20 protein-coding genes are annotated in these 26,984 nt (G+C 65.5%); 9 read left to right on the top strand and 11 right to left on the bottom strand.

Annotated elements, in window-relative coordinates; translation table 11 throughout:
- Positions 1-14: 14 nt before the first annotated feature.
- The 3 genes from NZU74_15060 to NZU74_15050 all read right to left on the bottom strand — a co-directional run bounded on the left by NZU74_15060 (position 15) and on the right by NZU74_15050 (position 5,980).
- Positions 15-1,289 carry an MFS transporter gene (locus NZU74_15060; GenBank protein MCS6882653.1) on the bottom strand — a complete coding sequence of 425 codons (1,275 nt, stop codon included), beginning with the start codon at positions 1,287-1,289 and terminating at the stop codon, positions 15-17.
- The gene (locus NZU74_15055; protein MCS6882652.1) at positions 1,289-2,170 is read right to left on the bottom strand and encodes a 1-acyl-sn-glycerol-3-phosphate acyltransferase; all 882 of its coding nucleotides are present in this window, start codon (positions 2,168-2,170) and stop codon (positions 1,289-1,291) included. The genes NZU74_15060 and NZU74_15055 overlap by 1 nt, the downstream gene beginning before the upstream one ends.
- A 339-nt stretch (positions 2,171-2,509) precedes the next feature.
- Complete coding sequence (locus NZU74_15050) at positions 2,510-5,980, bottom strand: PQQ-binding-like beta-propeller repeat protein (GenBank protein ID MCS6882651.1); 3,471 nt, start codon at positions 5,978-5,980, stop codon at positions 2,510-2,512.
- Positions 5,981-6,411: 431 nt separating this feature from the next.
- Here NZU74_15050 and NZU74_15045 point away from each other — a divergent pair, with 431 nt between their 5' ends.
- The 8 genes from NZU74_15045 (at position 6,412) to NZU74_15010 (ending at position 16,052) form a co-directional block, all read left to right on the top strand.
- A complete protein-coding gene (locus NZU74_15045; GenBank protein ID MCS6882650.1) occupies positions 6,412-7,482 on the top strand; it encodes a Gfo/Idh/MocA family oxidoreductase in 1,071 nt (356 codons plus the stop codon).
- Positions 7,483-7,550: 68 nt separating this feature from the next.
- Positions 7,551-8,375 carry a sugar phosphate isomerase/epimerase gene (locus NZU74_15040; GenBank protein ID MCS6882649.1) on the top strand — a complete coding sequence of 275 codons (825 nt, stop codon included), beginning with the start codon at positions 7,551-7,553 and terminating at the stop codon, positions 8,373-8,375.
- A gap of 176 nt (positions 8,376-8,551) precedes the next feature.
- Positions 8,552-9,463, top strand: coding sequence for a phosphoribulokinase (locus NZU74_15035; protein ID MCS6882648.1), 912 nt, complete (start codon positions 8,552-8,554; stop codon positions 9,461-9,463).
- A 397-nt stretch (positions 9,464-9,860) separates the two neighbouring features.
- On the top strand, positions 9,861-10,265 hold the full coding sequence (locus tag NZU74_15030; protein MCS6882647.1) for a metal-sulfur cluster assembly factor: 405 nt from the start codon (positions 9,861-9,863) through the stop codon (positions 10,263-10,265).
- On the top strand, positions 10,262-11,266 hold the full coding sequence (locus tag NZU74_15025) for an amidohydrolase family protein (GenBank protein ID MCS6882646.1): 1,005 nt from the start codon (positions 10,262-10,264) through the stop codon (positions 11,264-11,266). The genes NZU74_15030 and NZU74_15025 overlap by 4 nt, the downstream gene beginning before the upstream one ends.
- A gap of 236 nt (positions 11,267-11,502) precedes the next feature.
- Positions 11,503-11,958 carry a peptidylprolyl isomerase gene (locus NZU74_15020; protein ID MCS6882645.1) on the top strand — a complete coding sequence of 152 codons (456 nt, stop codon included), beginning with the start codon at positions 11,503-11,505 and terminating at the stop codon, positions 11,956-11,958.
- Between the two features lie 418 nt (positions 11,959-12,376).
- On the top strand, positions 12,377-14,488 hold the full coding sequence (gene fusA, locus NZU74_15015) for an elongation factor G (protein ID MCS6882644.1): 2,112 nt from the start codon (positions 12,377-12,379) through the stop codon (positions 14,486-14,488).
- A 361-nt stretch (positions 14,489-14,849) separates the two neighbouring features.
- Positions 14,850-16,052 (top strand): phosphoglycerate kinase, encoded by a 1,203-nt coding sequence (locus tag NZU74_15010; GenBank protein ID MCS6882643.1) that lies wholly within the window; start codon positions 14,850-14,852, stop codon positions 16,050-16,052.
- A 333-nt stretch (positions 16,053-16,385) separates the two neighbouring features.
- Here the strand turns inward: NZU74_15010 and NZU74_15005 are convergent, their stop codons facing one another.
- The 3 genes from NZU74_15005 to NZU74_14995 form a co-directional block, all read right to left on the bottom strand.
- Positions 16,386-17,342: a hypothetical protein gene (locus tag NZU74_15005; protein ID MCS6882642.1), complete on the bottom strand. Its 957-nt coding sequence runs from the start codon at positions 17,340-17,342 to the stop codon at positions 16,386-16,388.
- 637 nt (positions 17,343-17,979) lie between these two features.
- Positions 17,980-19,335: a hypothetical protein gene (locus NZU74_15000; protein ID MCS6882641.1), complete on the bottom strand. Its 1,356-nt coding sequence runs from the start codon at positions 19,333-19,335 to the stop codon at positions 17,980-17,982.
- Between the two features lie 52 nt (positions 19,336-19,387).
- Positions 19,388-20,389, bottom strand: a complete 1,002-nt coding sequence (locus NZU74_14995; protein ID MCS6882640.1) for a DUF3048 domain-containing protein — start codon at positions 20,387-20,389, stop codon at positions 19,388-19,390.
- Between the two features lie 303 nt (positions 20,390-20,692).
- On the opposite strand from NZU74_14995, the gene NZU74_14990 reads away from it, so the two are divergent.
- On the top strand, positions 20,693-21,745 hold the full coding sequence (locus NZU74_14990) for a hypothetical protein (GenBank protein ID MCS6882639.1): 1,053 nt from the start codon (positions 20,693-20,695) through the stop codon (positions 21,743-21,745).
- Between the two features lie 206 nt (positions 21,746-21,951).
- Here the strand turns inward: NZU74_14990 and NZU74_14985 are convergent, their stop codons facing one another.
- From NZU74_14985 to NZU74_14965, 5 genes are all read right to left on the bottom strand, one after another.
- On the bottom strand, positions 21,952-22,194 hold the full coding sequence (locus NZU74_14985) for a DUF2630 family protein (protein ID MCS6882638.1): 243 nt from the start codon (positions 22,192-22,194) through the stop codon (positions 21,952-21,954).
- A 143-nt stretch (positions 22,195-22,337) separates the two neighbouring features.
- Complete coding sequence (locus tag NZU74_14980; GenBank protein MCS6882637.1) at positions 22,338-22,817, bottom strand: aminoacyl-tRNA deacylase; 480 nt, start codon at positions 22,815-22,817, stop codon at positions 22,338-22,340.
- A gap of 81 nt (positions 22,818-22,898) precedes the next feature.
- Positions 22,899-23,702 (bottom strand): Cof-type HAD-IIB family hydrolase, encoded by an 804-nt coding sequence (locus tag NZU74_14975; GenBank protein MCS6882636.1) that lies wholly within the window; start codon positions 23,700-23,702, stop codon positions 22,899-22,901.
- 85 nt (positions 23,703-23,787) lie between these two features.
- Complete coding sequence (locus NZU74_14970) at positions 23,788-25,209, bottom strand: serine/threonine protein kinase (protein ID MCS6882635.1); 1,422 nt, start codon at positions 25,207-25,209, stop codon at positions 23,788-23,790.
- A gap of 207 nt (positions 25,210-25,416) precedes the next feature.
- Positions 25,417-26,667 carry an amino acid ABC transporter substrate-binding protein gene (locus tag NZU74_14965; protein ID MCS6882634.1) on the bottom strand — a complete coding sequence of 417 codons (1,251 nt, stop codon included), beginning with the start codon at positions 26,665-26,667 and terminating at the stop codon, positions 25,417-25,419.
- Positions 26,668-26,984: the final 317 nt, after the last annotated feature.

The raw sequence follows: 26,984 nt of genomic DNA, 5'->3' as shown, positions 1-26,984 counted from the left end.
CATCACGCCATATCTCATCGGGGCGCCAAAAATCCAAAATCCAAAATCCGAAATCCAGAATCGCACTCGTCTGCCGCGGCGGGCGCGGCGCGCCCTGCCGGGGCCAGCCCGACCAGGGCCGCCCCCAGCGCCCCCAGGGCCAGCGTCCCCCCGCCGAGGTAGGGCGCGCCTGGCCCGAAGGTGTCGAACAGCACCCCGGCCAGGGCCGGCCCCAGGATGAGCGTCAGGCTCAGCACGGCCTGCATGCCCCCCATCACCGCGCCCTGGCGCCCCTCGCCGGCCAGCCGCGAGACCAGGCTGGTGATCGAGGGCGCCGCCAGGCCGATGCCCAGGGCCATCGCCCCGACCAGGGGGTAGAGCATCCAGCCTGCCGGGGCCAGGGCCGCGCCGCCGAGGGTCAGCGCCATCAGCCCCAGGCCGCCGCTCACCAGCCGGGCTTCGGCCAGGTGCGACAGCAGCCGCCCGAGGATCACGCCCTGGGTGAGCACCGCGCAGGCGCCGATAAAGGCGAAGAAGGCGCCGTTCTCCAGCGGCCCCCAGCCGAAGCGAGTGCTGGTAAACAGGGGCGCGTTGCTCTGCAAGCCGGCGAAGGCCATATTAAGCAGGAAGATCGCCACCAGTAGCGGACGCGCGTCGCGAAGGGCGAAGGCCGCGCCGAGTTGCCGCGCTGCCCCCGCCGGACGCAGCGGCGTCGGCGCGCGGCGCTCCGGCGGCAGCGACTCGGGCAAGGCGCGCAGGGCGAACAGGCCGTTGAGCAGCGCCAGGGTCGCCGCCAGCAGCGGCGGCACGCCCAGCCCGTAGACGCTCAGCAGGCCGCCCGAGGCCGGGCCGAGCATCAGGCCCAGCCCGAAGGCCGCGCCGATCAGCCCCAGGCCGCGGGCGCGCTCGGCAGGCGGCAGCCGGTCGGCGATGCAGGCCTGCGCCGTGGGGATGCTGGCCCCTGCCGCGCCGCCGAGGGCCACCGCCAGAAAGACCAGCGGCAACGCGCCGATGCTGGCCCCCAGGCTCAATACACTGTAGGCCGCGCTCGAGGCCAGGACTGCGCCGATCAGCACTGGCCGCCGGCCCACCCGGTCGGACAACGCGCCTAGCACCGGCGCCGCCAGGAACTGGAGCAGCGCGTAGAGCGAACTCAGCAGGCCCACCAGCAGCGCCCGCGCCGACCCTTCCGGCGCCAGGAACGGCAGAAGCGGGACGACCATCCCGTAGCCGATCATGTCCACAAAGACGCAGATGAACAGGATGGTCAGCGGCGAGCGGTGGTTGGAAGGAACGGACGGGGTACGCATCACCGGGCCACCTCCCGGATCAGGCGGCGCGCCTCGGCGGCAACAGCGGCGCTTACCGGGGCGCCTGTCGCTGCGATGGGCCGCCCGAAACGCACCTGTACAGTGGTATGCTGGAGCCAGGGAAGCATCAGTTGCAGGATGGCCGCCAGCCAGCGACGATCATCCGGGTGCTGGCGCAGGCGCGTGAGGGGATGCTTCACGGCCGCTGGCGTCAGCACGCCGGCCACGATGGCGGGAACCACTGTCACCGCGCCGGCGAGTTGAACGATCTGGTCAATCCCCTGCGACCAGCTCGCCACCGAATCTTCGGCGCCGGGGAGGCTCAGGGGGTCGGGTTCGATCCGCCCGGCGGGGAAGACAAGCAGCGCGCCCCCGGCGCGCAGATGCCGGGCCGCCCGGCGCGCCGTGGCCATGCGTGCGGCAGGGGCGTCGCCCACGGCAAACAACCGCCCGGCGATATGGGGCAGAGCGCGCAGAAAGGGGCGCGTAATCGCCAGCACGCGCAGATCCTCGCGGGGGATGCTGGCAAAGAGTGCGGCAGCGTCGAGCAATCCAGGGTGATTGGCAACGATCAGCGCTGGTCCCGTAGCGGGCGGAGGCGCTCCCCAGATCTCCACCCCCCGGCTGAGTTGCCCGCAGATCCACGCCCCGCCGGCGCGCAGCCCCTCGCGCCCGACCAGCGCATCGAGGGCCAGCACCTGATGGGCGAAGTTGCGCGCGGGGAGGTGGAAGAGCAAGTCGGCCAGCCCGGAGAGCGGCATCGTCGCAGTAACGCCAAAGGCCGAACGCAGATCGGCAATGTTGAGCCAGGTCAGATCCATCACCCTCGCAGGATACGTGCTTTGCGCTTCGAGGAGGGGAGCAGCAAGGTCGGAATCCATAATCGGACGCTCGTTGGCTGCTTGCGCAGCACCGAAGGAGGTTCGCCTGAGATCGTGTTTATGTTCGCCGGATGGGTACGGACCGCGGAGGGGCGCGGAGAGATTCAAAACGCCCATGCCCGTGCATTTCTCTGCGTATTCTGCGGTCCGTCTGGCTGCGTATGTTCCTGTGAGGGCCAGCCCCCCGCTCTAATCCATGCACGCACACAGAATGTATGATAGCACGATCAAAGCTGCCCTGGCTGCTCGGCGTGGCAGGTCGAGCTATGGGTCAGCCTCGCCCGCTGCGGGCAGCGTTTCGAGCGTGCGTTTAGATGCTTCCCATCACCGGGTCTGGCGCTATCGGGCGACAACCGGGCCGATATAGGTCTGGCGGCGCGACTCGAAGGTGTCGAAGAAGAATACGCCACGAGTGCCGTTGTCGATTCCAGCGACGGCCCCCAACCGGATCTGTTCGACGCGCAAGGTGTCGTTGTCGATTGTTGTCAGACTGGCCTGTTGCTGGCCATCGATCCAGAGGGTCATCCTGCCGTTGTTCGCGCCGGCGGTCGTCGCTGCCTGCCAGTCGATCTCGACGAAATGCGGGTCGTCGCTGATGGTATACCATCCGCTATTCGTCCAGGTTGAGGCATCATTGCTCAGCGAGGCGCGGATCTGGTAGGCGTTGTTTGAGCGGCGCAACTCCACTCGGAATACCGGCGTTGCGGCGCCAGAATAGCCGATTAGCACAAAGAAGGCGTCGCCATTTGTCATCGTGGCGCTATTGGGGTCGAGGTAGAACCGGACGCGATAGCGCGGTTCGGCGGCGGGAGTGGTATCGGTGACGTAGATCGCCCTGTTGTCGTTGATCGTCGCGGCCATCCCGAACGCCCCGTTGAGGGCGGCAGCGCCGCTGACGGCGAGGTCGCCGCCATCGCTGGTGACGGCGCTCCAGGCGCTGAATGAGCCTGTCTCAAAATCGTCGGCGAAGATCCTGTCACTCACCGCTGGCGGCGTGACCGTCGGTGTGCTGATGGCGGTCGCGGTTCGGGTCGGCGAAGCAGTGGGCGTGGCGGTGCGGGTGGCGGAGGGCGTGGCGGAGGGCGCGGGGGCGCCGGTGGGCGTGGCGGTGCGGGTGGCGGAGGGCGCGGGGGCGCCGGTGGGCGTGGCGGTGCGGGTGGCGGAGGGCGTGGGGGCGCTGGTGGGCGACGGCGCGCCCTCCGACGTTGGAGCGGTTGAAGTGACCCAGGTCGGGTCAGAGGGTTCGACGCTGGTCGAACGGCCAAGGGTCAAGGTGTAGCCATTGCCGGAGCGGTCGCGGGTGACCTGACCGCTGCCTTCGTTGAAGCTGAAGAGGGCCCTGGTGGCGGCGTCCACCGGCAGCGCGGCGCCGGGTGGCGTGAAACTGGCGCTGTAGCGCACTCCGCCTGACAGGCGCAGTTCGTCAATCTGGCCATTGAAGAACGGATAGGGCGCGAAGCCTCCGAGATTGAGCGCCGGCCCCGCGCTCACCTGCCCGATGGTTGCCGCTGGACCGGCGGCGCCGTTTGCAAAGATGCGGGCGACACCGGTCGCAGTGTCATAGGTTGCGGCGAGGTGATGCCAGGTATTGGCGGCAAGAGGGGTCGGATGCTGAACCGAGCGCCATGCCCCGCCGGGGCCGGCGAGCCAGAGCGTGGGACGCCCGCCGTTGAGTTCGAGCGACCAGCCGCTGGCGTCGTTGGCAATGGCGACGATGATGGCGTTCTGGGCATCGGTGGCCGGCCGCGCCCAGAGTTCAACGGTCCAACTGCCGGTGAGTCCGGCGATCGGGGGGCCGCTGGCCTGATTGGCGCCCGCGAAGGCGAGAGCATAATTGGCCGGAGCTGCGGCCAGTGTGGGCGTGGCAGTGCGGGTTGGAGTAGACGTGTTGGAGGGCGGCGGGGCGCCGGTGGGCGTATTGGAGGGCGGCGGGGCGCCGGTGGGCGTATTGGAGGGCGGCGGGGCGCCGGTGGGCGTATTGGAGGGCGACGGGGCGCCGGTGGGCGTATTGGAGGGCGGCGGGGCGCTGGTGGGCGTATTGGAGGGCGACGGGGCGCTGGTGGGCGTATTGGAGGGCGGCGGGGCGCCGGTAGGCGTGTTGGAGGGCCCAGGAGTGCTGCTGGGCGTGGGGGTAAACGTGCTGGTTCCTGTAGGAGACGGCGCTGGCGTATACGCGCCGGTCTGGAGGGCTACAATCGCGCCGTCCGCAGTACGCCAGTAGATAGCGCCGTTATTGATGATCACGCTGCGCACCGGCGGTCGCCAGTAGAGATCGTAAACTTTTTGGTTATAGTAGTAAACATAGTAACCAGGATCATTGACATAACTTTCCTCCGGGACACGCATACCGGAGGGGCAGTATCGCCGGATGCTATCACGTTCCGGGCAGGCCTCGGAGGCGAGCGTATTCACCACCGGGGCCAGTTCCAGAGTGCGAATGGGATTGGCATAGGTGGCGCCCAGGCTCGCCGAACGGTCGGTGATCCGCACACCGCCGAGGGTCATCCAGTGGGCATGGAACATGCTATCGCCCGCCATCGCCAGCACACCCTGCTCATCGGTAGGCACACGGATGCTGCCCTGGTTCTTGTAATCCTGCACGAAGCGGATCGCGCCGGTAGTAAGATCCATCTCTCCGAGCGTCGTATCCTCGCGCCCATCACAGACGCCGCCACAGGACTGGCGGTTGCGCCAGAGGAGGTAGGCCACCTCGCTCCCATCGTCCAGCCGGCGCACCACTGCCTGCGGGGGCGGCGAGTAGTAGATGCCGCCATTACCCATCGCCCCTCCCATCACCGGCGCCACATACCGGGGCAACCCGGTGACAAGATCGAGCACAAAAAAGGACTGGAAGCTCGGATTGGCCGTGAGGAAGCTGCGAATATCGCTGATTGAGGCAGGCGCCCCGCCGCTCGGCTGCCAGGTCAGGTTCCAATCGAAGAAGGACCGCACAATCACAACGTTATTCACATCGGAAACGACCGGGTAGGTGCTGACGAATACCGAGTTTGTCAAGGGATTGACGGCGCCGTTGACGACGGTGCGCCACAGCCGGGCGCCATCGCTCTGCCGCAGCGCATGTACGGACCGATCTTCTGCCAGTATGATAATCGTCCCGCCCTGGTTGGCGGAATATGCCGGCGAGCCGTGGAGCGCGGCGCCTGCGTCATAGCTCCAGACCTGCCGGAGCGTGCTCTTGTCTAACGCATAGAAGTAGCCGTTGGTTGAACCGATATAGATGTGATTAGCGACCAGGAGGGGGGCCATGAGGATCTGACCGCCGAGATCGACGAATCCGCTCACCACGCCGTTGGAAGCGCTCAGCCGATACACGCGTCCCCCCATCGTGCCCGCATAGACGCTGTTGGTTTCCGCGTCGTAGGCCAGCGTATTGGTGATACCCTGGCTGGCGGTCAGATCGGTGATCCAGACCTCGCGCCCGTCGGTTTCCGCGAGCGCCCGCACGGTGCCGTCGCTATGGCCCAGGTAGAGACTCCCGCCCCCGGCGACCGGCTGCACGCCCTCCGGCAGGGCCAGGTGGTTACTCGCCGGGCCAGCGTCGCCGCCGTTGATTGGCCCGTTCCAGATCCATCGCACCCGGCTTACGGCCTCAAGGGTTGTCGGCACATAGCCAGTACGCTGGGGTGTATATCCCAACTGGCTCCACTCCGCCGGCGCCGCCTGCGCATGCGGCGCAAATTCGATGCGTTTCGCCTGAACATACGCCGGAACCAGCAGTGCCAGCGCAACACCGAGCAGGATCAAGATCCGGAGTGCGAAGGCGCTGGTTGGTTGGTTTGTGCGGCGCACCCTCATCTGTCTCTCCTCCGACGTGGCCCGGTATGGCTGAATGAGTAACAAGATTCTTAATCAAAGAATTAATCAGAAATACGAGATGATAAATCATTGCAATAATTAGTAGTACTAAGTAAGTGCATATCTTAGAAACTACACAATGTAACAGATGTTTTTGAACATTTAAAATGACTCTGGACAATGGGATCTTATTATGTAAGTTGTTGTAGTAGTTTCTAAATTTTCTCATCACTGAGTGAAGAAACATCAACCAGCCACTGCGCGTTCGTTGCCAGGCTGTTGCCCCGGCGCAGCCGGCAACCTTCACCGCAGGTCTGCTACAATACGCGTTATTATCCTGTTGTAACGAGTTCATGCTGCGCGGGGAGGGCTTCTAGGCCTGCTCCCGCTCGTGCATTCCCAACCTTCGGGCGAAGAGGTGCTGTATGCAAGACCCGCTACGGATGATTGTCGTCGGGACGGGGGTGATGGGCCGCGCCTGGCTGGAGACGCTCCGCGCCGATCCGCGCTGGACCATCGCCGCCCTGGTTGACAGCGCGCCCGATAAGCTCAACGCCGCTGGCGACGCCTTCGGCATTCCCGAGGAACGGCGCTTCGGCAACGCCGACGCCGCCTTTGAACTGACGCCGGCCGACGCCGTGCTGGTGGTCACGCCGCCCGAGACCCACCGCGCCATCAGCGTGGCGGCATTGAACCGCGGCCTGCCGGTGTTCTGCGAAAAACCCCTGGCCTCCAGCCTGACCGACGGCGTGGCCGTGCTCCGTGCCGCCCGGCAAAGCGGGACGCCGCTGATGGTCGGCCAGGGGCGTCGCTGGCTGCCCCACATTGTCGCCCTGCGCGATGCAGTGCACCGGGGCTTGATCGGCGAACCGGGCTACATCACCTGCCAGTTCCGCGTTCCTTTCCGCTTCGGCGGCTGGCGCGACAGCATGCCCGAAGTGCTGATCGAAGATCTCGCCATCCATCACTTCGACACCATCCGTTTTATCTCCGGACGCAACGGGCAGCGCGTCTTCGCCCACAGCTTCCGCCCCGCCTGGAGCTGGTTTCGCGGCAACTCCTGCGCCATGGTGGACCTGCTGCTGGAGGGAGACATCCCGGTCAGTTACTTCGGGAGCTGGGTGGCTCGCGGCCCGCGCAGTTCGTGGGACGGCGAGTTGATCGTCGCGGGTTCAGATGGGGCCTTGCTGCTGCGTGAGGACGAAACGGTCTGGTTCTACCCGGGCGAAAGCGACACCCCGCGCCCGCTGGAGACGCCGCGCCTCGAACCGGTGGGCCTGGCCCGGGGCCTCGACATCTTCACCCGCGCCCTCTGGGGCGAGGCGGCCCCTGAACCCGACGCCGAAGACAATATCCACAGCCTGGCCCTCACCTCGGCGGCGGTGGCCTCCTCGCGCACCGGCCTGCGCGTGGACGTCGGCGCCCATCTGCGGGCGGCGGGCTGGTCGCCGGCGCGGCTGCGCCCGGGACGGAACGGCGCGTTACCTCGCGAGTGACCGCGTTGTCGCGCCCTCAACGGGATCGCGTATAATGGGCGACGAAGTCTCATTCCTGGAACCGCGCCATGCAACTCGGCATCTGGATTGACATTCGCCCGGAGCAGGACGCGCCGCGCCTCTTTGAGCAGGTGGCCGAGCTAGGCTTCGGGACGGTGCAGGCGCACTTCCCTGCCGGCTGCGACGCCGCCCTGGCCCGGCGCGTGCGTCGGGCTGCCGCCGGGAGCGGCGTCGAGATCGTCGCCGTTTCGGGCTACGCCAACCCGTTGCGGCCCGCCGACGCGCCGATGGGCTTCACCCAGGCGGCGCTGGCCGACCTGATCGCCCGGCTGCCCGCCCTCGACTCCCGGCGCGTCGTCACCTGGAGCGGCACCTACGCCCCGAACCTGCTGGAAGAACATCCTGAAAACCAGAGCGCGGCCGCCTGGGATGCCCTGCGCCGCGCGGTAGACGACCTCTTTCCGCTCCTCGACGCCAGTGACGCCATTCTGGTCTTCGAGCCGTTCTTCACCCACGTCCTCGATGCGCCCGAACGGATCGTGGCCTTTTGTGAAGAAATCGGCTCACCCTATGTGCGGGTGGTGCTCGATCCGCCCAACCTCCTGACCCCCGGCATGTGGCAGCGGCAGAGCGAGTTGCTGCCCCCCCTCATCGCCGCCCTCGCCCCGTATACCAGCCTGGTCCACCTCAAAGACATGCGCCTGCGGGGCGCGGCTCTCGATCTGCCCGGCCCGGGCGAAGGCGTGCTGGACTATCCCACCTTTCTGGGCGCGCTCGTCCGCGCCGAGATCAGCGCGCCGCTGGTGATCGAGCACGTCGCGCTCGAGCGAGCCGCCCGCGCCCGCCGCTTCGTGCTTGAGCAGCTTCGCTCGGCTGCGGCGCCGGCTCTCTGAGGTTACACACACGCAAGGGGCAACCGGTTTCCCCATGCCCCCACCTTCCCTACCCGACCAGGTAGGTCGAAACCGCCCCCCGTGCGGTCGTCCCGCCTGCGCCAGCGGCGTATACTGAGCACGGAGGACTACGTGATGTTTTGAACGTGGTTCCTGAGAGCGCACTGGTGTAGGATATGCAACAGCGGCCCGTTATCCTGGCAGTAGTCGGCGACAGCGCGGCGGGCAAAACGACGCTGAGCACCGGCATTGCCGCCATTCTCGGGCCCGACCGGGTTACGACGCTCAGCCTCGATGATTACCACCGCTACAGCCGGTCGGAGCGGGAACGCCGCTGCCTGACGCCCCTGCATCCCGATTGCAACCATATTGACCTGATGGAGGAGCACCTCCACTGCCTGGCCCGCGGTCAATCCATCGTCAAACCGGTATACAACCATGCCACCGGCGAAGTTGACGGGCGTCAGCGGCTGGACCCGGCGCCCTTTATTATCGCCGAGGGATTGCTGGGCCTGGCGACCCCCCGCCTGCGCGAACCGTACCACGTCAAGGTCTTTCTCGATCCTCCCGAAGAATTACGCGAACGCTGGAAGATCCAGCGCGACTGCGTGCTGCGCGGCTACACCCCCGAGCAGGTGCGCGCCGAGATCGCCCGCAGCCGCGCCGACTCGGTCGAGTTCATCCAGCCCCAGCGGGGCTGGGCCGACATCGTGGTGCGCTTCTATCCCAACGGCGAAGTTTCCGATGGTCACCTCAACGTGCGCCTGGTGCTCCGTCCCACGCTGACCTACCCCGACCTTGGGCCCGTCCTGGCGCGGCAGATCCAGCCCCCGGCCCTGCGACTGCGGGTTGGGCGCGACGAAGGGCGGCTCACCGAGATCTTCGAGATCGACGGGTCCATCAGCGCCGCCCAGGCCGCCGCCGTCGAAGAGGTCATCTGGTCCAATCTCCCCGGTCTCAGCTACCTGCGTCCCGAACAGATCGGCCTGTACCTCCAGGGCCGCGAGCTGTGCCAGAGCCACGCCCTCGGCCTGGTGCAACTGCTGATCGCCTACCAGCTCCTCCTGCGCGCGGGCCTCTCCGACTAGAGCATAACGGTAATCCCCGCCGGGCGCCGTTCTCAGGTGCAGGGTTTTCCGGCCCATCCTCGCGTCGCATGCGCCATCCGGGGCATTGGAACGCCCAGCGCCCCCCTCTCCCGCTCGCGGAAGAGGGGGGGCGGGGGGGTGAGGATCGCAAGCGCAGTGGAATGCCGAAAACCCCTTCTCCCGCGAACAACCCTGCACCTGAGAGGTCGGGCGCCGCCGTCCCCCTCCCGCCGCCGGAGGCGGACGTTGCTCGGGCTCTGTTTGAAACCTCAACTATTATTGACAAGAAATACACATTAGTGTATAATAATCATATCCCCCGGTTCTCAACTTCCTTAAGGCGCCGCCGCCGGAGTGTCAGTGCGTAGTGTTGCGCCAGAACACGAAAGGAGTCTGCGTGACCGTGTTTGCCCATCCAGCGCCGGACCTGTCTGAAGTGATGGAGGCCCTTGGACGCTGCTACGACCCCTGCTGCCGCGAGAAAGAGGTAAGCGTCGTTGACATGGGCCTGGTCGAGCGGGTGTGTATTGCCGGCTCGCAGGTGGATGTCGATCTTGTCCTCACCACTGGCTGGTGCCCCTTCTCAATGCACATGCTCACCATGATCGAAGAAGAGGTCGGCAAGCTGCCCGGAGTCGAGCAGGTGCGGGTCAACTTCACGTGGGATGTGCCCTGGTCGCCGGAGCGCCTCTCGGAGAGCGCCCGCGCGAAACTTCGCTTGCCTCTGGAGAAACTTCTGCCGCTCCGCGAGGCTCGCCTCGCCCGTGAGCGTGCGTCGGGTCAGGAAGGAGATCAACGATGATCGGCGATGCCTTCGTATTCGATTGCGTGTGCCACGTGTTCAACTTCGACAAGCGGAATGCCTTTGGCAAGCCTGGCGAGATGTTCATTGACCATCTCTACGCCTTTCACCAGGTGCTGAACGCCCCCGGCGAGCGCACGCTCACCCCTGAAGAGTACATGCGCGAGTGGAGTGTTGAAGAGATCGCGCGCATGGTCTTTGATGAGAGTCCCACCGATATGATCGTGGCCCAGCCGCTCCCCCTCACCGATCTCTTCAAGGATGGCCTCTCAAAGTGGGAGAAGTGCGCCGAGTTTGCCCGACGCTACCCCGATCGGGCCGTCTTCTGGGGGACGATCAACCCGCTGGAGGGCAAAAAGGCCCTGGATCTGATGGAGATCCAGGTCAAGGAGTTCGGCGCCAGAGGGTTCAAACTGTACAACGTGCGCTACGACTACGGCCAGCCCTTCCCCTGGCGCATGGACGATCCCCGCGTCGCTTTCCCGGTGTTTGAGAAGGCGCTTGAACTCGGCGTGAACCTGATCGGCGTCCACAAGGGCGTGCCCCTTGGCCCCCAGCCCATCGAGCATACCCAGACGTGGGATATGGACGGCGCTGCGGCGAACTTCCCCGACATCAACTTTGTCATCTTCCACGTAGGCCTGCCGTTCATTGATGAGGTGTGCTGGCAACTGGTGCGCTACCCCAACCTCTATGCCTCCATCGCCGCCACCGTTAACTTTGTCGTTCGCTCGCCCCGCGTCTTCGCTGAAAACATGGCCAAGCTGCTCTTCTGGTGCGGCGAAGATAAGATCATCTACGGCGGCGAAACGCCGATCTGGCACCCCCGCGGCGCCCTGAAGGCGTTCTGGGAGTTTGAACTGCCGGAGGATATCGTGCAGGGCTACGGCTGCGGCCAGCTTACCAGGCAGGCCAAGAAGAAGATCCTCGGCGAGAACTTGCTGCGCCTGCACGGAATGGATCCGCAGGCCACCAGGGCACGCCTCGGTCTCGCGGCGTAGGACCTGCAACCGGTCTCGCCGGCTCCAGCCGGCTATACTGACCTGTGGCTGATCTCCGGACCCTGGAACGGCTCCGGCCTTCGACCTTCCTGTCCATGCGCATCGGCAGGGGCGACCGCCCGGTTGCCCCCGCCGATGCGCTTCTTTTGGACCTGGCGTGCTATAATCCCAACATTCTCGCCGCAGAAGGAAAGGAACCCGCCGTGAGCGCCAAAAAGTGGTCCAGCCCGCCCCCGATGCAGATTGACGTCACCAAGACGTACCGCGTTACGATGGAGACCAATAAGGGCACCATCGAACTCGAGTTATATCCCCAGTACGCTCCGATGACGGTAAACAACTTCGTCTTCCTCGCCAACCAGGGCTTCTACGATGGCGTGGTCTTCCATCGCGTCATCAAGGATTTCGTCATCCAGGGCGGTGATCCTACCGGCACCGGCGCCGGCGGTCCCGGCTACCGCTTCCGTGATGAGACGATGGGCAACCCCCTCACCCACGAACGCGGCGTCATCTCCATGGCCAATGCCGGCCCAAACACGAACGGCAGCCAGTTCTTCATCGTCTACCAGCCGCAACCCCATCTGAACGGCAAGCATACCGTCTTCGGGCGCGTGATCAGCGGTATGGAGGAGGTGTGCGACAAGATCGTGCAGGGCGATCGCATGATCAAGGTCACCGCCACGGCAGTGTAGGGTCGGGGCCGGGCAACTGCAGGTCTGTGGAGGTGTGGAGATGTGGAGATGTAGAGATGTGAAGCACACCTCCACACCTCCACACCTCCACACCTCCACGCCTCCACACCTCCACGCCTCCACACCTCCACACCTCCACACCTCCACACCTCCGGCTCCAGTGTGCATCCCCTGAACATTTCCTGTGTTGCGGCCTCTCCCATTGACGCAACCATTTCCGCCACTATAATCTGTTCTTAACGCAACCCCTTTCCAGGCTGCGCCTGCCGGCAGTGTGACCAGAACATGTGGAAAGGGGCCGGGGCTGCATCTACACAGCCCGTATTCCAATCCCGCCCGGCGGGTTACGGGGTGCACACCCCGCGGAAGCTGGTCACATCTTGAAGGCGGCGCGTTGGACACGTCGAGGAGGACAGCCATGCGACCGTACGGACCGGAAAGGATACACAACATCGGCATATTTGGTCACCTCGGCAGCGGGAAGACAACGCTGGCCGAGGCGATGCTGATGACCGCACACGCCATCCCGCGCATGGGGCGCGTCGAAGATGGGTCAACCGTGAGCGATTATGACCCCGACGAGCACCGGCGCGGGATGTCCGTTTCCCTCTCCGTGCTCCCCCTCGAGTGGCATGATGACAAGATCAATCTGATTGACACTCCCGGCTTCGCCGATTTTGCCGGTGACATCGCCGCGGCGATGCGCGTGGTGGATGGCGCCGTGATTGTGCTTGACGCCGCCGCGGGCGTCGAAGTCGGCACCGAGATGGTCTGGGAGATGGCCGTTCAGCAGAAGGTGCCGCGCATCTTGTTTGTCAACAAGCTTGACCGCGATAATGCGAATTTCTACCGGGTGATCGAGCAGGCCCGCGAGCGCCTCGACGCCGCGGTGATCCCGATGCAGATCCCCATCGGCGCGGGCAAGGAGTTTAAGGGCATCATCTCCCTGCGGCAACAGCGCGCCTGGATGATCTCGCCCAAACACAATGGCGACTTCATCGAGGCGGACGTGCCTGCCGAACTCGACGCCGTGATGCACGAGTGGCGCACCGCGCTGATTGACCGCATCGCCGCCACCAATGATGAGTTGATCGAGCGCTACCTGGAGGGCGGCGAGGACGCCCTGACCCGCGAGGAGTTGCTGCTCGGCCTCCGCACCGGCATCGCCGACGGCTCGATTGTGCCCGTCTTCTGCGGCTCGGCCCTGGAAGTGGCCGGCATCCAGCAGTTGCTCAATGGCATCGTGGATAGCATCCCCGCCGCTGCGCGCCAGGAGGTGGCGGCCACCGACCTGGCCAGCGGCGAGCTGATCACCCTGCGCCCCGCCGCCGATGAGCCGGTGACGGCCCTGGTCTTCAAGACCATCGCCGACACCTACGGCAAGATCAGCTACTTCCGCGTTTACTCCGGCCAGGTGCGGGCCAACTCGACCCTGGTGAACAGCCGCACCCGCAAGGAAGAGCGCGTCGGCCACGTCTACAGCGTCTTCGGCAAGGAGCAGCGCGACGTGGAGAGCATCGGCCCCGGCGATATCGGCATGATCACCAAACTCGCCGAAACCTCCACCAACGACACCCTCTGCGCCCCGGGCCGCCTCCTGCAACTGGAGCCGATCGCCTTCCCTGCCCCGGCGTTCATCGCCACGGTCAAACCGCGCAGCCGCGCCGACCTCGATAAGCTCAGCAGCGCCCTGGGCCGCATGGTCGAGGAGGACCCCACCCTGGTCGTCTCCCGCGACCCGCAAACGGGCGAGACCCTGCTCGCCGGGCTGGGCGAGAGCCACCTGCAGATCGTCGCCGAGCGCATGAAGCGCAAGTTCGACGTGAATATTGACATTGACCTGCCGCGGGTGCCCTACCGCGAGGCCATCCGTGGCCGGGCCGAGGCCCAGTATCGCCACAAGAAGCAGACCGGCGGCGCCGGGCAGTTCGCCGACGTGGCGCTGCGGGTCGAGCCGCTGGAGCCTGACCCCAACCGCGAGGACCCGCTGGAGTTTGTCAATGAGATTGTTGGCGGGGTAATCTCAAAGGGCTTCATGCCGGCCATCGAGAAGGGCGTGCGCGAGGCTATGGCCGAGGGCCTGCTCTCGGGCAGTCCGATCACCAATGTGCGCGTGGCGGTCTTCGACGGCAAGGAGCATCCGGTTGACTCGAAGGAAATCGCCTTCAAGATCGCCGGCAAGGAAGCCTTCAAGCTGGCTGCCCAGAAGGCCGGGGTGTACATCATGGAACCCATCTACACCCTGGAGATCGTCGTGCCCGATCAGTACGCTGGCGACGTGATGAGCGATATGAGCTCGCGGCGCGGGCGCGTGCTCGGCATGATGCCCGCCAGTAACGGCCGCACGGTGATCAGCGCCCAGGCCCCCCTCGCCGAGGTGCAGCGCTACGTCACCGACCTTCGCGCGCTGACGCAGGCCCGCGGGCGCTTCTCGATGCGTTTCTCGCACTACGAGGAGGTGCCCGGCCACCTGGTTGACGCGATCATCGCCCAGCACAAGAAAGAAGTCGAAGCCGCCAACGCCCATTGATGGCGCGCCAGCCTTATGCGGACTGGGGGCGGCTCAGCCGCCCCCAGTGTTTGTTGTTTAGAGCGCTGACTGGAATCCTTGATCCTCTGACGACCCTGAGCTGCGTGGTTCGCTGCGCTCGCGCCGCCATCGTTGCGGGTCAATCATGTCGAGAAGCGCTATCGAAGAGCTCCATCTTGCCTGCTTCATACGGGGGCAAGCCTCAATCAGAACTGCCCTATCGGGCGGCCTGGCCGCTCCGAACCCCGCCGCAGCAGTGGAGATTGCACTGGCCCTGCGGAGGGGATGATGAGAGAAAGCGCGGCCCCCACCTATGCTACAATGGTTCGCGCCGGGATAGTTCCGCAGAAGGAGATCCCCTATGAACAAAAAGACCATCCGCGACGTCGAGTGGGCCGGCAAGCGCGCGCTGGTGCGCGTTGATTTCAACGTGCCGCAGGACGAGGCGGGTAACGTCACCGACGATACCCGCATTCGCGCCGCGCTGCCGACGATTCGGTACCTCCTGGAGCATGGCGCCAACGGTGTGGTGCTCATGTCGCACCTGGGCCGCCCGAAGGGCAAAGTGGACCCCAAGTACAGCATGCGCCCCGTCGTCGAGCGGCTCTTCGAGTTGCTCCCCGAGGCGCAAGAGGTGCGCAAGACCGAGGCGATCACCGGTCCTGCCGCCGAGGCCGCCGCGGCTGATCTCAAGCCCGGGATCGTCTTGATGCTCGAGAATACGCGCTTCGACCCCCGTGAGGAGAAGAACGACCCGGCAATGGCCGCCGAACTCGCCCGCCTCGGCGATGTCTTCGTCAATGACGCCTTCGGCGCGGCCCACCGCGCCAATGCCTCCACCGAGGGCGTGGCCCACTTCCTGCCGGCCGTCGCCGGCTTCCTGATGGAGAAGGAACTGGAGTTCATCGGCGGGGCGCTGGAGAACCCCAGACATCCCTTCGTGACCATCATCGGCGGAGCCAAGATCAGTGACAAGATCGGCGTGATTGAGAACCTCCTCGGCAAGGTGGACGCGTTGCTCATCGGCGGCGGCATGGCCAATACCTTCCTCCTGGCGCAGGGCAAAGCCGTGGGCGACTCGCTGGTGGAGCCGGATAGCCTCGACGTGGCTCGCGACTTGATCGCCAAGGCCCAGGCGGCCAATGTGCGCCTGTTGCTGCCGGTAGACGCGGTGATCGCTGATGCCTTCAGCGCCGATGCGCAGACGCGCGTGGTCAGCGTAGACGCCGTGCCTGAGGGCTGGCGCATTCTCGATATCGGCCCCGAAACGGTGAAGCTCTACAGCGATCAGATCGGCCAGGCGCAACTGGTGATCTGGAACGGGCCGATGGGCGTGTTCGAGATGACTTCCTTCGCCGCCGGCACCTATGCCATCGCCCAGGCCATGGCCGCCGCCTCCGAGCGCGGCGCGACCACAATTGTGGGCGGCGGCGACTCGGTGGCCGCTGTGGAACAGGCCGGCCTGGCCGAGAAGATGTCCCACGTTTCGACCGGTGGCGGGGCCTCCCTCGAACTGCTCGAAGGCAAGGTGCTGCCCGGCGTGGCTGCGCTCCAGGATAAGTGATCGCCGCCGGAACCAGAGAACGCGACCGTCCCCTGCATCGCCGCCGGGACGTATCGTCGCCGGACGGATGGAATGGATGGCCGCCAGGGGGGCGCGGGCGCCCGCGCCCCCCGGCGCATCCTGCGCCGCCCGGAACCGGGGGCCGGTCCCGGGGGCGACGGGGGGCCGGCCCGCGCCCATAATCGCATGCCCGTCCCGTGGGCGACGGAGAGACGGCGCGGCGGGCCGTCTCTCCGTTTTGTCGCCGGGGCGCTCCGCGTATCGCTGGCCACCCTCGGACGGGTAGCGAGGCTGGCTTCCGGCGAAGACGACCAGAACCGCACGTACCATCAGCTATCGGAACACTATGCCGACCTGAGCGCCGTATCCTCGGTAGTTGCGCGTGCGCGCCGCTTGCCGAGCTCGCCCGCTCCCGGCAACAGGAGCGCCAGCATCAACGTTGCGGCTACGAGCACCATTACGAGGTCCCGGCAGCCGGACCCCCTCCGCCGCACGGGCCAGCATCAACGTTGCGGCTACGAGCACCATTACGAGCACGTCGGGATCGCTCGCGAAATGGCCGGTGGCGACCACCATTGCCGCGGCTATGTTGCGCTGGGCGGTGCCCAGGGCAAGCACCGGTCGCGTATCCGCAGACGTGCCGAGGAAGTAGCCGAGCACAAAGCTGCCGACGATAAACAGCAGCGCAGCGGCAAGCGCGCCACTCCCGATGGCGCCCAGGAGCGTGCGCCAGTTGAGCAGCAGACTGGTTGCAAACAGGCCGATCAGACCCACGTTAGAGGCCTGGGCGAAGTGCGGTTGCAGGTCGGCCGCGATCTCGGGGTAGCGAGATTTGATAAACAGCCCGATCCCCAGCGGAATGAGCATCAGGACGACCAGCGACGAGGCGATATCTACAGGATTGACGCTCACCCCCGCCAGCAACAGCGGCATTACGAGCGGCATGTACACAACTGTCGCAACCATCAGCAGCACCATCAGCCCGACCCCAAACGGCACATCGCTCCTGGCGAGTTGCACCAGCTTAGGCAGGAATGGAGCGCCCGCAGCAGTGGAGAGCAGAATGAGCCCGACCCCATACGACTCGTTCATTGGAATGACGGCCCGTAGCAGATAGGCCAGCAGCGGCGCCAGCACAAAGTTAGCGAGGAGCGCCCGGGCCACCAGCCCGAGGTCGGTCAGGGGATCGACGATCTGCCGGATCGTGAGGCTTAACCCAAGGGATAGCATGCTGCAGACCACAAATATGAGCGTGAAGACGTTCGAGAGGGTCGTAAGTATCTCCGCCATTTACTTCTCCTGTCTGACGGCGCCTGAGGGAGACGCCCGATGTTCCGCATCTGACCGACTGCCTGGCGGCAGTTTGCTAATCCCTGGCTTGGTATTGATGCGCCTGCTGTGGTGAGCCAGACGATCAACTCGACCGCGAACCAGACAGCGATCCCCGCCGACGGATGCGATACGGCTGATCCCTTGCGAGCCAGGGGCTTCCATAATGTCAGCCCTACCACAGTAGCAGCTACGGTCAGCAGAGTCAACACGATATCGCCAGTGATAGCAGATCAATTAAACGAGGTCACGCGCGGGGTGGAGAGGTCTCAGGAGGAGGCAACCACTTTGTCAGACCTGTGCGATCCGAGGGTTATGAAGATTAAGAAAAGAATCCGGTATACCACCAGCATCCCTTTGGCAGCATCACGCGCTGCGGGCTAAAGCCCTCGCTTAGAGCTTGGAAGCCCCGCATGGGCTTTCGCGACCTCAGCCAGGGCTTATGAAGATTAAGAATTAAATCCGGCGTAGCCCGCGCAGGCGGGCGTCGCATCCGTAGCCCGCGGCCTCAGCCGCCGGGCTACGGAGCGAATACCGGTTTATATTCCTTCATTAGCCCGCAGCGTTCGGCGATACCGGAAGATGTTCTTACATTGCCCTACGGGCTGGCCTGCGTGGTGTCCATCTGCGCATCGGGGGGCCAGGGCTGGAGATTGCCGGCCCGATCGCGGGCGCGCACCCGAAAGGCGAAGTGCTTGCCTTCATCGGGGCCGAACCAGGCCGTGGTCAACTCCACCTCGCGCTTCCAGTCGGTCCAGCCGCCGCGGGGCAGCATGCGCACCTGCACATCGTAGCTGGCGACGCCGCTCAGGTCATCGGTTCCGCCCCAGGTGATCTGATAGCCGTTGCCCTTGCGCTGAATGCCTGTCACCCGCGCGGCGGGCGAAGCGCTGTCCTGGCGCAAGGCCCACGACAACACGTCGTAACGCACGACGCGGCGTTCGTCGCCTGTCAGGGCGCTCAGTTCCACCATCGCGCCGCTCGCCCCGAAGAGGAAGGTTCCCAGCGTTACCCACGTTCCGGCGCTGGCCTGCTGGTCAACCCGCGCCTCGCTCACTCCGCCGTCGTGGTGGATGACATAGCGGGCGGAGGCGGTGGCGCGTTCGCCGCACTCGGGGATGTAGGCCCGCAGTTCGTAGAACCCCGCGCCCGGAAGCTGAGGCGTCCATGCGGCGCTGGCGGCAGCCTTCGAGGGATCGCCGGTCGAGTAGGTCCAGGCGTGGGCGCCGCCAAGACCGCAGGCCGCCTCGGACCAGGGGGCGCCGCCGGGAGCGAAGCCCGGGTCGGTATTGTCTACGGTAACAGCGCCTGGCTCCACAGTAACCGGTTTCGGAGGGCGCGGAGGCGGCGGGGGAGCGGGGGCGGGCGCGGGCACCTCGATAGGCACGGCGTTGCCGGGTCCCGGATCGGCGCCCAGCCAGAGGAAGGTTACGTCCACCCAGTCGTTGCGGGTCATGCGCAGATCGTCCCAGAATGTGCCATCGGCAATGTCGATGCCGTTGGGGTCCTGGATGCGGCGCCCGCGTTCATCACGGCCGCCGTTGTAGCCATGCAGGAAGGCGGCCTGGGCCATGGGCATGCCTACGGGGAGATCCTTATAGCGCCGGTTGACGTTCCAGTAATCGTCGTTGGTGTTCCACGGGCCGACGTCCCAGACGGGCACAACCACAGTGCGGCCCTGGTAGGTCAGGCGCACGCGGAACTTGTCGGAACCGCGGGGGGAGAGGACAGTCCACGAAGGCAGGGCGACGAAGCGGTCACGCGGCTGGATGATATGGCCATTGGCCGTGCGGCGCCCGACCAGCCCTTCGCGAGTGGCGAAGATGCGGTAGGTGGGCGCAAGGGCCGGTCGAGACTCCTCGGCGGCGGGCATAGCCTCAGCCGGAGCGGTCAGGGCGGCCATCAAGGCAAGGATGGCGAGGCCGAGAAGGTGACGGACATGGCCTGCGGTCATGTGCTCTCCCGGGACGATCTGGTTAACCGATCCCTGCTGGCAGGGCGCCCCCTCATTCCACAGTAAGATTCGTCAACGATGGAATAGCTGCGAACCAGATCGGCCCGCTATTGAAAGGCAGCTCCCGGTCGTAGCGATCGAAGAGTTGCAACTGGGCGAAGCCGGCGCCTTTGCGCCAGGTAGCCTCGATCATCCGCCCGTCGAAGAACACCCGCGCCGGCCCCTGACCGATCACATCTTGTTGAATGCGTTGTTTGGGATCGCCAGGAATAGGGCGCTCGGGCACTTCGAGCACCACAATGTTCTTGAAGCGCAGTTGCTCGCCGGTGGCGGCGTCCACGTGCGGGCGCTGCTGGCGGAAGTAGAGATAGCTGTTCGTGGTCCGGTCATAGCGCCAGCTCACGTAGGACTCGGGGTAAATGAAGTAGTAGCTGATGCGCTGGGCGCGAGGAGTGGTGGCGGGACGGTCGCTTTTAATACGAAAGCCAATCTCGCGCAGATCAGGCTGATTGGCCCGACGCTGATCGAGGAAGGCGGCAATACGGGCGCTGGAGGTGTAGAGATTGTGGGGCGCAAGACGATCGGCGCTGCGCACGAAGGCGGCGCTGGCATCATTTTTCAGCGCGTCCATATCCACAATCTCGACCGAAGTTGCGGCCATGGTCAGCGCGTCGGGGGCGCCGCCAGCATGCACATAGACCCCGCGCAGCCCCCTGGCCCATTCGACGAAGTAGGCGCGAGCGCTGCGCACTGGCCCGATGGTCGCCAGATCCGGAGTGATGCCGGGGAAATAGACCGCCATGTAGCGGGTGATGCCGTACTCGGCGAGAGCCTCGAAGACGATGGCCGCCCGGTTAAGGCCCGTCTGGGGATAGGCTTTCGGGTGATTGTCAATCATCACCGTGTAGGGCCGGCTGGTAACGCTGCCACGCGGAATGGAAGCCTCCGCTGCGCTGCGAGGCAGCGTGGCGCCGGCGGCGACAGGCGCTCCGCTGGCGAGAAGGGCAAGCGCCAGGCCCATCACCAGGGCGACGCGACACGTGGTTCTGAGCATCCCCTCGTCTTCCTTCCGCTGTCGTGGCGGTATGCGTGAACGATGCCATTCTAGCATAAACCTTGCTTCAGATAAAGGGGTGAGTTTGTTAGCAGGTTGTAAGTTCTCTGTCATCCTCTCGTCACTTACGACTTCCCTTCGGATAGGGGGGTGTGCAGTAGTCTACCCGCAGGTGGAACGACGCCGTATGGGCTTATGACCGTGACCTTCTCCTTCGCGGAAGGCGCGGCGCCAGGAGGTGAACCGTTAACCCAGACAGCCTCATGCGCTTCAGTAATCCCAACTCAGCACAGGAGAACGATAATGCTCAAAGGTCAGCAATCGGTGGCAAGGATCGTTCTTGTCTGCTTCACTGCGGCTCTGGCGCTGCTGATCGGCGTGTGGACCTGGCAGAGCGCCGCCAGTTCGGCCAGTCTGATCGCCACACCCGCAAAGCCCCGGCAAAACGACACGGTCACCCTCATCGGTTCTGGTTTTTCGCCGGGAGAGACCGTGTCCATCTGGATCACCTATCCCGACTTCTCGGTCTTTGGCGTCGCCGAGGTCGTTACTAACGGCGACGGGGCCTTCAACTTCCCTTACGTGCCCGACTTCCTTGGCGCAACCTTCACCCCGGTTGGCCGCTATACCTATACCGCCTTCGGGCAGAGCAGCGGGCGTGAAGTCTATGCCTCAATTGAAGTCAGCATCGGACAGGCGCCTGGCCCATCGCCGAACGTGACACTGAGCGTCCATCCGGGGGGTGATCGGCAGGGGCGCACCTTCATCTTCCGCGGCAGCGGCTATCGCACCAACGAGCCGGTGGCGCTCTGGCTGCGCTATCCCGATGCGACGGTGGAAGACCTGGGGCGGACGCAGGCCGGCCCGAGCGGGCAGATCGAGTATGTGCTGAAGGTCACCGGCGTTCCGGTTGGCCGCTACGCGCTGACGGCGCGCGGCGTGAACAGCGGCGCGAATGGCATTGCCGAGTTTGATGTGCAGGTGGCTGACCTGACCGTGCCTGCCGGCCGCGCCAATCTGCGGGTCGAGTCCTCGCCCGATGACCAGCGGAGCTACGCCGTCTTCAGCGGGTGGGGCTTCCAGCCAGGGGAAATCGTGACGATCTGGGTCACCCTGCCGGATTACTCGACCCTGTGGATCGGGGATGTAGTCGCCGATGCGGGCGGCGCCTTCGTCGTGACGCTTTACCTGAGCGAGCAGGCGCCGGTCGGTCTGCGCACCTACACAGCCTATGGCAACACCAGCCGCCTGCGCGCGACGGCTGAGTACCGGCTCGTGCCCGGCGGCGGGCCTGGCACAACCCCGGTCGTTACGCCGGTGCCGGATAGTGTGTGCAGCGGGGCCGGGTGTCTCTGAGAGAACAGTAGCGCGCCGGATGCAAGGGGGTGGGAGGGTGCAGCCCTCCCACACAGGATAATGTTCATGTCCGCCGAATACGTCTGCGCCGCAGAGCAGTGCAAAGAGCTTCAAACGGCGCATCTGCTATGTTTCTCTGCGTGTTCTGCGATCAATCCGAACACGTGCCCGCGCCGGAACATCCGCCTTGCGTTGCGGATCGTAACTCACTGCTCACCGATCTCAAAGGTTTCGGGGGGCGGCACAGGCAACTCGCTCAACCCGGCCGAGATGGCGGCTTCCAGACGGCGCTTTAAGTCCCACAGATGTTCCAGTTCTTCGTTGATCACGCTAAGGCGGGGGTGCTCGAATTCGTCAACGTGGCTGTCTTCATAGATAACCCGCCGTTCCTCTTCGAGGGCCTCAATCTTTGCGTTAACCTCCGTAAGACGGTTCTTTAAATCAGCCATCAGGCCCCTCCTCGTTGATTCACGAGCCCGGTTTGCCGTCCCATCTTAACATGCTTCACGCCGGGCGACAATCGCGTGGCGCCGCATATCAAACGGACGTTTCCCGGAAGGGTGGAACCTTCCCAGCCCGCTCCGCAATGTTACTATGCCGCTACATCCACCAGTTGGGCGCCAAGCACCCGCAGCAGATCGGCGACAGCCACGCCAAGCATGATTCCCCGTTGCCCGGGATTGACGTAGATGCGCTCATAGGCCGTCGCCGAGCGGTCCAGGTAGCAGGGCCAGCGTTTGGAGGTGAGGGCCAGGGCGCCGATGCCGCCGATTTTTAGCCCGGTAAGGCGCTCGGTTTCGGCTCGGGTCAGCAGTTCGAGCCGCTTCTGGCCAAACGCGGCCGCGCAGCGCTTTAGATCGAGCTGGCGGTCGGCAGGGAGCATGACCAGCACGGGCCGCCCCTGGCTGGCCCCGCCAAGCACCAGGGTCTTGAAGACCTGGCCGGGCGGCAGGCCGGTGCGTCGGGCAACTTCCACGGCGTCTGGCGGATCGTCGGGGTCATAGGCGTAGGCGTGGGTGGTGTAGGCAACCTGGAGGCGCTCCAGCAGGCGTTGGGAGTTGAGTTTGCTCATAGTCTTTGATACGCGCCGGGAAATGTCCCCCGGCGGGCAGGGTGCGCGGGGAGACCAGATTTCCCCGCGCACCCGCTGGCTTCAACATGCGACGCCCTGGCACAGTACGAATCTCCGCAGCGCCTGCGCTACGCCGCCCTCAACGCACGTGCCGGTAAGGGCGCGCGCCTGAGCGCGCACGGCCGCGGGGGCGTCAGCCATGGCCACGCTCATGCCGGCCACGGCGAACATGCTCAGGTCATTCTCGCCATCGCCGATCGCCAGCACCTCGTCGCGGGTCACACCATAGCACGCCATCAGTTCGCTCAACGCTTCGCCCTTGCTGACTCCCGGCGGCACGAACTCAAAGAAACCCGCGCCGCTGCGGATCGTCGCCACGCGCTCACTGGCCGCCGCGGCCAGTTCCTGGTCAAGCGAGCCGGGGTGGAGAAAAGCCAGCACTTTGAGCGGCGCCGGCACGTCGTATAGTTCCGCCGGCGCGCAGAAGACCGCGGGCGTCTCGCCGTAGGGCGCCAGCATGTCCAGCCGCGCCGTGCCGGGCACAGCGTAGATCCCGGCGGCCCCGTAGACGATGTGGGCAATACCGCGCTCGTTGAGCAGGTCGAGCGCCAGCGAGAGTTGTTCCCTGGTAAGGGTTGCGCGCACGCTAGGGCGCCCGGTGTTCGGTTCAACCATGATCGCGCCGTTGAGGGTGATGTGCGGCGGTCGCAGTCCCAGAGCGCGGACGTAGGGCGCGGCGGAGGCGAAGCTGCGCCCGGTGGCAAGCACCACGCGCACGCCGCGGGCCTCGCAGGCAGCGATAGCCGCCGCGCTGCCCGGCCCCGGCTGGTGCGCGGCGTCAATCAGGGTTCCATCGAGGTCAATGGCGATCAGCCGGTACGACATATGTATTATTTCGGATTTTGGATTGATGTCTACGGCATCCCGGCGCGACCTGGGAATGATGGACATGCGAGCTGCACAACAGAGATCAGCGCTGCGGCACCAGCAGCATTGCTTCCAGCGAGGCCCGGTAGCGTTCGCGGTTGCCCACGATCCCCACCTGTCGCGGCTCGCCGCCGTAGAGGTACACCAGGCTGCCGGGCGCAATCCGCGCATCGCACTGGCAGTCCTGCCGCGCCAGCGCCAGGAAGGCGGCCTCGAAGGCCTGATCCACTGCTTCGCGACTGGCGCCATACGGCACATCAATCTCCAGATCGCGCACACTGAAGGGCTGCGCCACCAGCACCTCCGGGGTTGCTGTCGGACGCGGCACGGGGGCCGACCAGGATGGGCGGATCAGCAGGAAGGCCCCAACGCCACCGGCTACCAACAGCGCCAGCAACCCCAGCACCCAGAGGAACCCCGAGCGTCGCCTGGTTGCCGCCGCGGGCGCGGGTGACGCGGCGGGGGCCGGAGCGGACGGCGGTGGCGCGGCGGGCGCGGGCGCTGCCGGGGCGGGTGCGGCGGGCGCGCGCGGCGCGGCGGGGGCCGGAGCAGGCGCGGCTGGAGCCGGGCGGGTCGCCGGTAGCGTGGCCGCCGTGGGGGCTACTGCAACCACCGGCGACGTGGCCGGTAGCAACGCCGCGCGAAACTCGGCGATGCTCTGAAAGCGATCCTCCGGGCGCATCTGCAACGCCCGCTCGATCGCGTCGGCGGTGCGTGACGAGACGCCGGTCAGTCGCGGGAAGGTGAAGGGCGGATGGTCGCGCGGGTCGCGCCCGCTCAGCAGGTGGTGCAGGGTCGCTCCCAGAGCGTAGATGTCTGAACGCGGCGTGGCCAGGCCCTGATACTGTTCGGGAGGAGCGTAGCCCGGCGTGCCGATCTGCGTCACCCGTTGCTGGGGCTGAAAGACACGGGCGATGCCGAAGTCAATCACCTTCAGCGTCCCGGCGGGCTGCTCGAGCATCACATTCGAGGGCTTCATGTCACGGTAGACCAGGCCCCTGCCGTGCAGATACTCCAGCACGTCGCAGAGCTGATCGGCCCATTCGAGCACCCGCGCCTCGGGTTGCGGGCCCTCGCGGGCGACCAGGTCCTCCAGATCCTGGCCGCGGATGAACTCCATCACCAGGTAGTGCCGCCCGCCGTCGTTGAATGAGGCGAAGATCCGTGGAATGCGCGGATGGCTGAGGCGGCTGAGCATCTCCGCCTCGGCTTCAAAGCGCTGCACCGCCTCGGCGCGCTCCTGCGGGTCGGTAAAGCGGTCGAGCATCTCTTTCACCGCGACCACCCGGCCGGTCTCATCGCGCCCCTCAAACACCGCGCCCTGCCCGCCTTCTTTAATCGTTCTGGTCAGGAAGAACCGCGGCCCATCGTTGTTCAGAATCAGATCGTAGCCGCACTGCTTGCAAAAGCGCGCCCGCGGCTGATTGTCGGCGTGACAGGCGGGGCAGATCAGTGGTTGCTCCATGGCTGGGATGACGCTCTCCCGGACCCATCCCTCTGGCAGGGGTATGGGAAAACGGGGTTTCCCCACGCTCCTTGAAGGACAGGCATAAAGGGATGTTCTCGCGGGAGGGTTGCGCCCTCCCAGACCTTCTCCTCCGGCAGTACAAAAGAGTTCGCGGGAGATTCTGGCCCTCCGGGCCCCTCCCGCAGGAGGCTTCCGCAGCGGCTCTTAACGAAAAGGCGGCGAGGCCAGCACGCCGCCCTGGCCCAGGTTCCAGACCTTGTTCGGGCCGCGGTCGAGGGCGAAGGGCGTGCGCGGCCCCAGGTTACGGTCGTAGATGTCGCCGTAGTTGCCGACGTGGCGGATAACAGCGTAGGCGAAATCGTTACTCAGGCCCAGGCCCTGGCCAAATTCGCCCTCGAGCCCGAGCAGACGCCTGACCCGCGGATCATCGCTCTGGGCGCGCTGCTGTTCGACATTCTCCTTCGTCACTCGCAACTCTTCGGCGTAGATCGTTGCGAAGACCACCCAGCTCACCACGTCGCGCCACCGCTCGTCGTTCTCGATGAACACCGGTCCCAGCGGCTCCCGCGAGATCCGCTCGCCGAGGATGACGTGGTCTGCCGGGACGCTCAGGGTCTGGCGCTTAGAGACGAGTTGCGAACTGTCGCTGGTCACCGCGTCGCATTCGCCGCGATCATAGGCCGGGTAGAGCCGGCCCTCGTCGTCGAAGAGCACGGCCTCGAAGGCGATGCCGCGGGCGGCGAAGTCATCGGCCAGATTCTGCTCGCTGGTCGTGCCTCGCGCCACGCAGACGCGCTTACCGGCCAGGTCAGCCGAGGTGGAGATGCGCGCGCTGGCGCGGACCATAAAGGTCTGCCCGTCATGAAAGGTAGTCGGCCCGAAAGCCAGCCCGGCGATATCGCGGCCGAGGGTCCAGGTCGTATTGCGAATGAGCACGTCCACCGTCCCGTTGCGCACGGCGGCAAAGCGCTCTTTGGGGCCCGAGGTGGTGAGACCGATGAACTCCACAGCGGCAGGATCGTCGAAGATCGCCGCGGCGATGGCGCGGCAAAAATCCACATCGAAGCCGCTCCACTCATCGCGCACCCGGTCATAGAACCCGAAGCCGGGGAGGTCGGCATTGGCGCCGCAGATCAGCCGTCCGCGCTCGCGCACCCGTTGCAGCAATCCTGAGCGCGCCTCGGAGGCCGGGGTAGCAGTCGTATCACCGGCGACAGCCGGAGTGAAGGTCGGCGCTTCAGTGGGCGCCGCTACCAGCGTCGGAGGCGGCGCAGGAAGGGTTGGCTGACCGGGAGGCGGGGTAGCGGTAACGATCACCACCACAGGGGTGGGCTGCTCGCCGGGCAGCAAGCCGGCGCAGGCGCCAAGCGGCAAGGCCGCCGCCAGCAACGCCAGCAGGCGTACTGGCAGACGGCTCGACCACAGCGATGACCACGAGGCAAATCGAGATCCCACAGCTACTCTCCCTGGCACGGCCCAAAACCACAACTGGACTCAAGACCTGCTCCTATCATACCAGCGTTGTTCAAGCTCTGGAGCGGAGACAGGGCGCGCGCGAATGGGAAAAGCCCGGAACCGCCGAAACTGCAACCCCCGGAGCGGCGCAGCCGCCCTGCGTCCAGCTGCGAGAGGCGGATAAAGCTCTGGAGTCGGGATATTTTTCCTTGCTAAAGGTTTGCAAAGGTAGTACAATAGCTGTGTATCCCATCGGCAAACGCAGTTCACACCCTGGCTACGATTGGCGACTGCGCCGGATACGGCGCCTGATTATC

This window comes from Chloroflexaceae bacterium (assembly GCA_025057155.1).
Taxonomy (GTDB): domain Bacteria; phylum Chloroflexota; class Chloroflexia; order Chloroflexales; family Chloroflexaceae; genus JACAEO01.
The sequence above is the reverse complement of the archived record's forward strand: the minus strand, read 5'-3'. Positions and strand labels throughout refer to the sequence as shown.

Bases quoted from the DNA above. Each gene is read 5' to 3' on its own strand.
- NZU74_14980 (MCS6882637.1), bottom strand. From the start codon at position 22,817: ATGAGCAAACTCAACTCCCAACGCCTGCTGGAGCGCCTCCAGGTTGCC.
- NZU74_14975 (MCS6882636.1), bottom strand. From the start codon at position 23,702: ATGTCGTACCGGCTGATCGCCATTGACCTCGATGGAACCCTGATTGAC.
- NZU74_15000 (MCS6882641.1), bottom strand. From the start codon at position 19,335: ATGACCGCAGGCCATGTCCGTCACCTTCTCGGCCTCGCCATCCTTGCC.
- NZU74_15010 (MCS6882643.1), top strand. From the start codon at position 14,850: ATGAACAAAAAGACCATCCGCGACGTCGAGTGGGCCGGCAAGCGCGCG.
- NZU74_15055 (MCS6882652.1), bottom strand. From the start codon at position 2,170: ATGGATTCCGACCTTGCTGCTCCCCTCCTCGAAGCGCAAAGCACGTAT.
- NZU74_15005 (MCS6882642.1), bottom strand. From the start codon at position 17,342: ATGGCGGAGATACTTACGACCCTCTCGAACGTCTTCACGCTCATATTT.
- NZU74_15045 (MCS6882650.1), top strand. From the start codon at position 6,412: ATGCAAGACCCGCTACGGATGATTGTCGTCGGGACGGGGGTGATGGGC.
- NZU74_14990 (MCS6882639.1), top strand. From the start codon at position 20,693: ATGCTCAAAGGTCAGCAATCGGTGGCAAGGATCGTTCTTGTCTGCTTC.
- NZU74_15025 (MCS6882646.1), top strand. From the start codon at position 10,262: ATGATCGGCGATGCCTTCGTATTCGATTGCGTGTGCCACGTGTTCAAC.
- NZU74_15040 (MCS6882649.1), top strand. From the start codon at position 7,551: ATGCAACTCGGCATCTGGATTGACATTCGCCCGGAGCAGGACGCGCCG.
- fusA (MCS6882644.1), top strand. From the start codon at position 12,377: ATGCGACCGTACGGACCGGAAAGGATACACAACATCGGCATATTTGGT.
- NZU74_15060 (MCS6882653.1), bottom strand. From the start codon at position 1,289: ATGCGTACCCCGTCCGTTCCTTCCAACCACCGCTCGCCGCTGACCATC.
- NZU74_15020 (MCS6882645.1), top strand. From the start codon at position 11,503: ATGCAGATTGACGTCACCAAGACGTACCGCGTTACGATGGAGACCAAT.
- NZU74_14985 (MCS6882638.1), bottom strand. From the start codon at position 22,194: ATGGCTGATTTAAAGAACCGTCTTACGGAGGTTAACGCAAAGATTGAG.
- NZU74_14970 (MCS6882635.1), bottom strand. From the start codon at position 25,209: ATGGAGCAACCACTGATCTGCCCCGCCTGTCACGCCGACAATCAGCCG.
- NZU74_15035 (MCS6882648.1), top strand. From the start codon at position 8,552: ATGCAACAGCGGCCCGTTATCCTGGCAGTAGTCGGCGACAGCGCGGCG.
- NZU74_14995 (MCS6882640.1), bottom strand. From the start codon at position 20,389: ATGCTCAGAACCACGTGTCGCGTCGCCCTGGTGATGGGCCTGGCGCTT.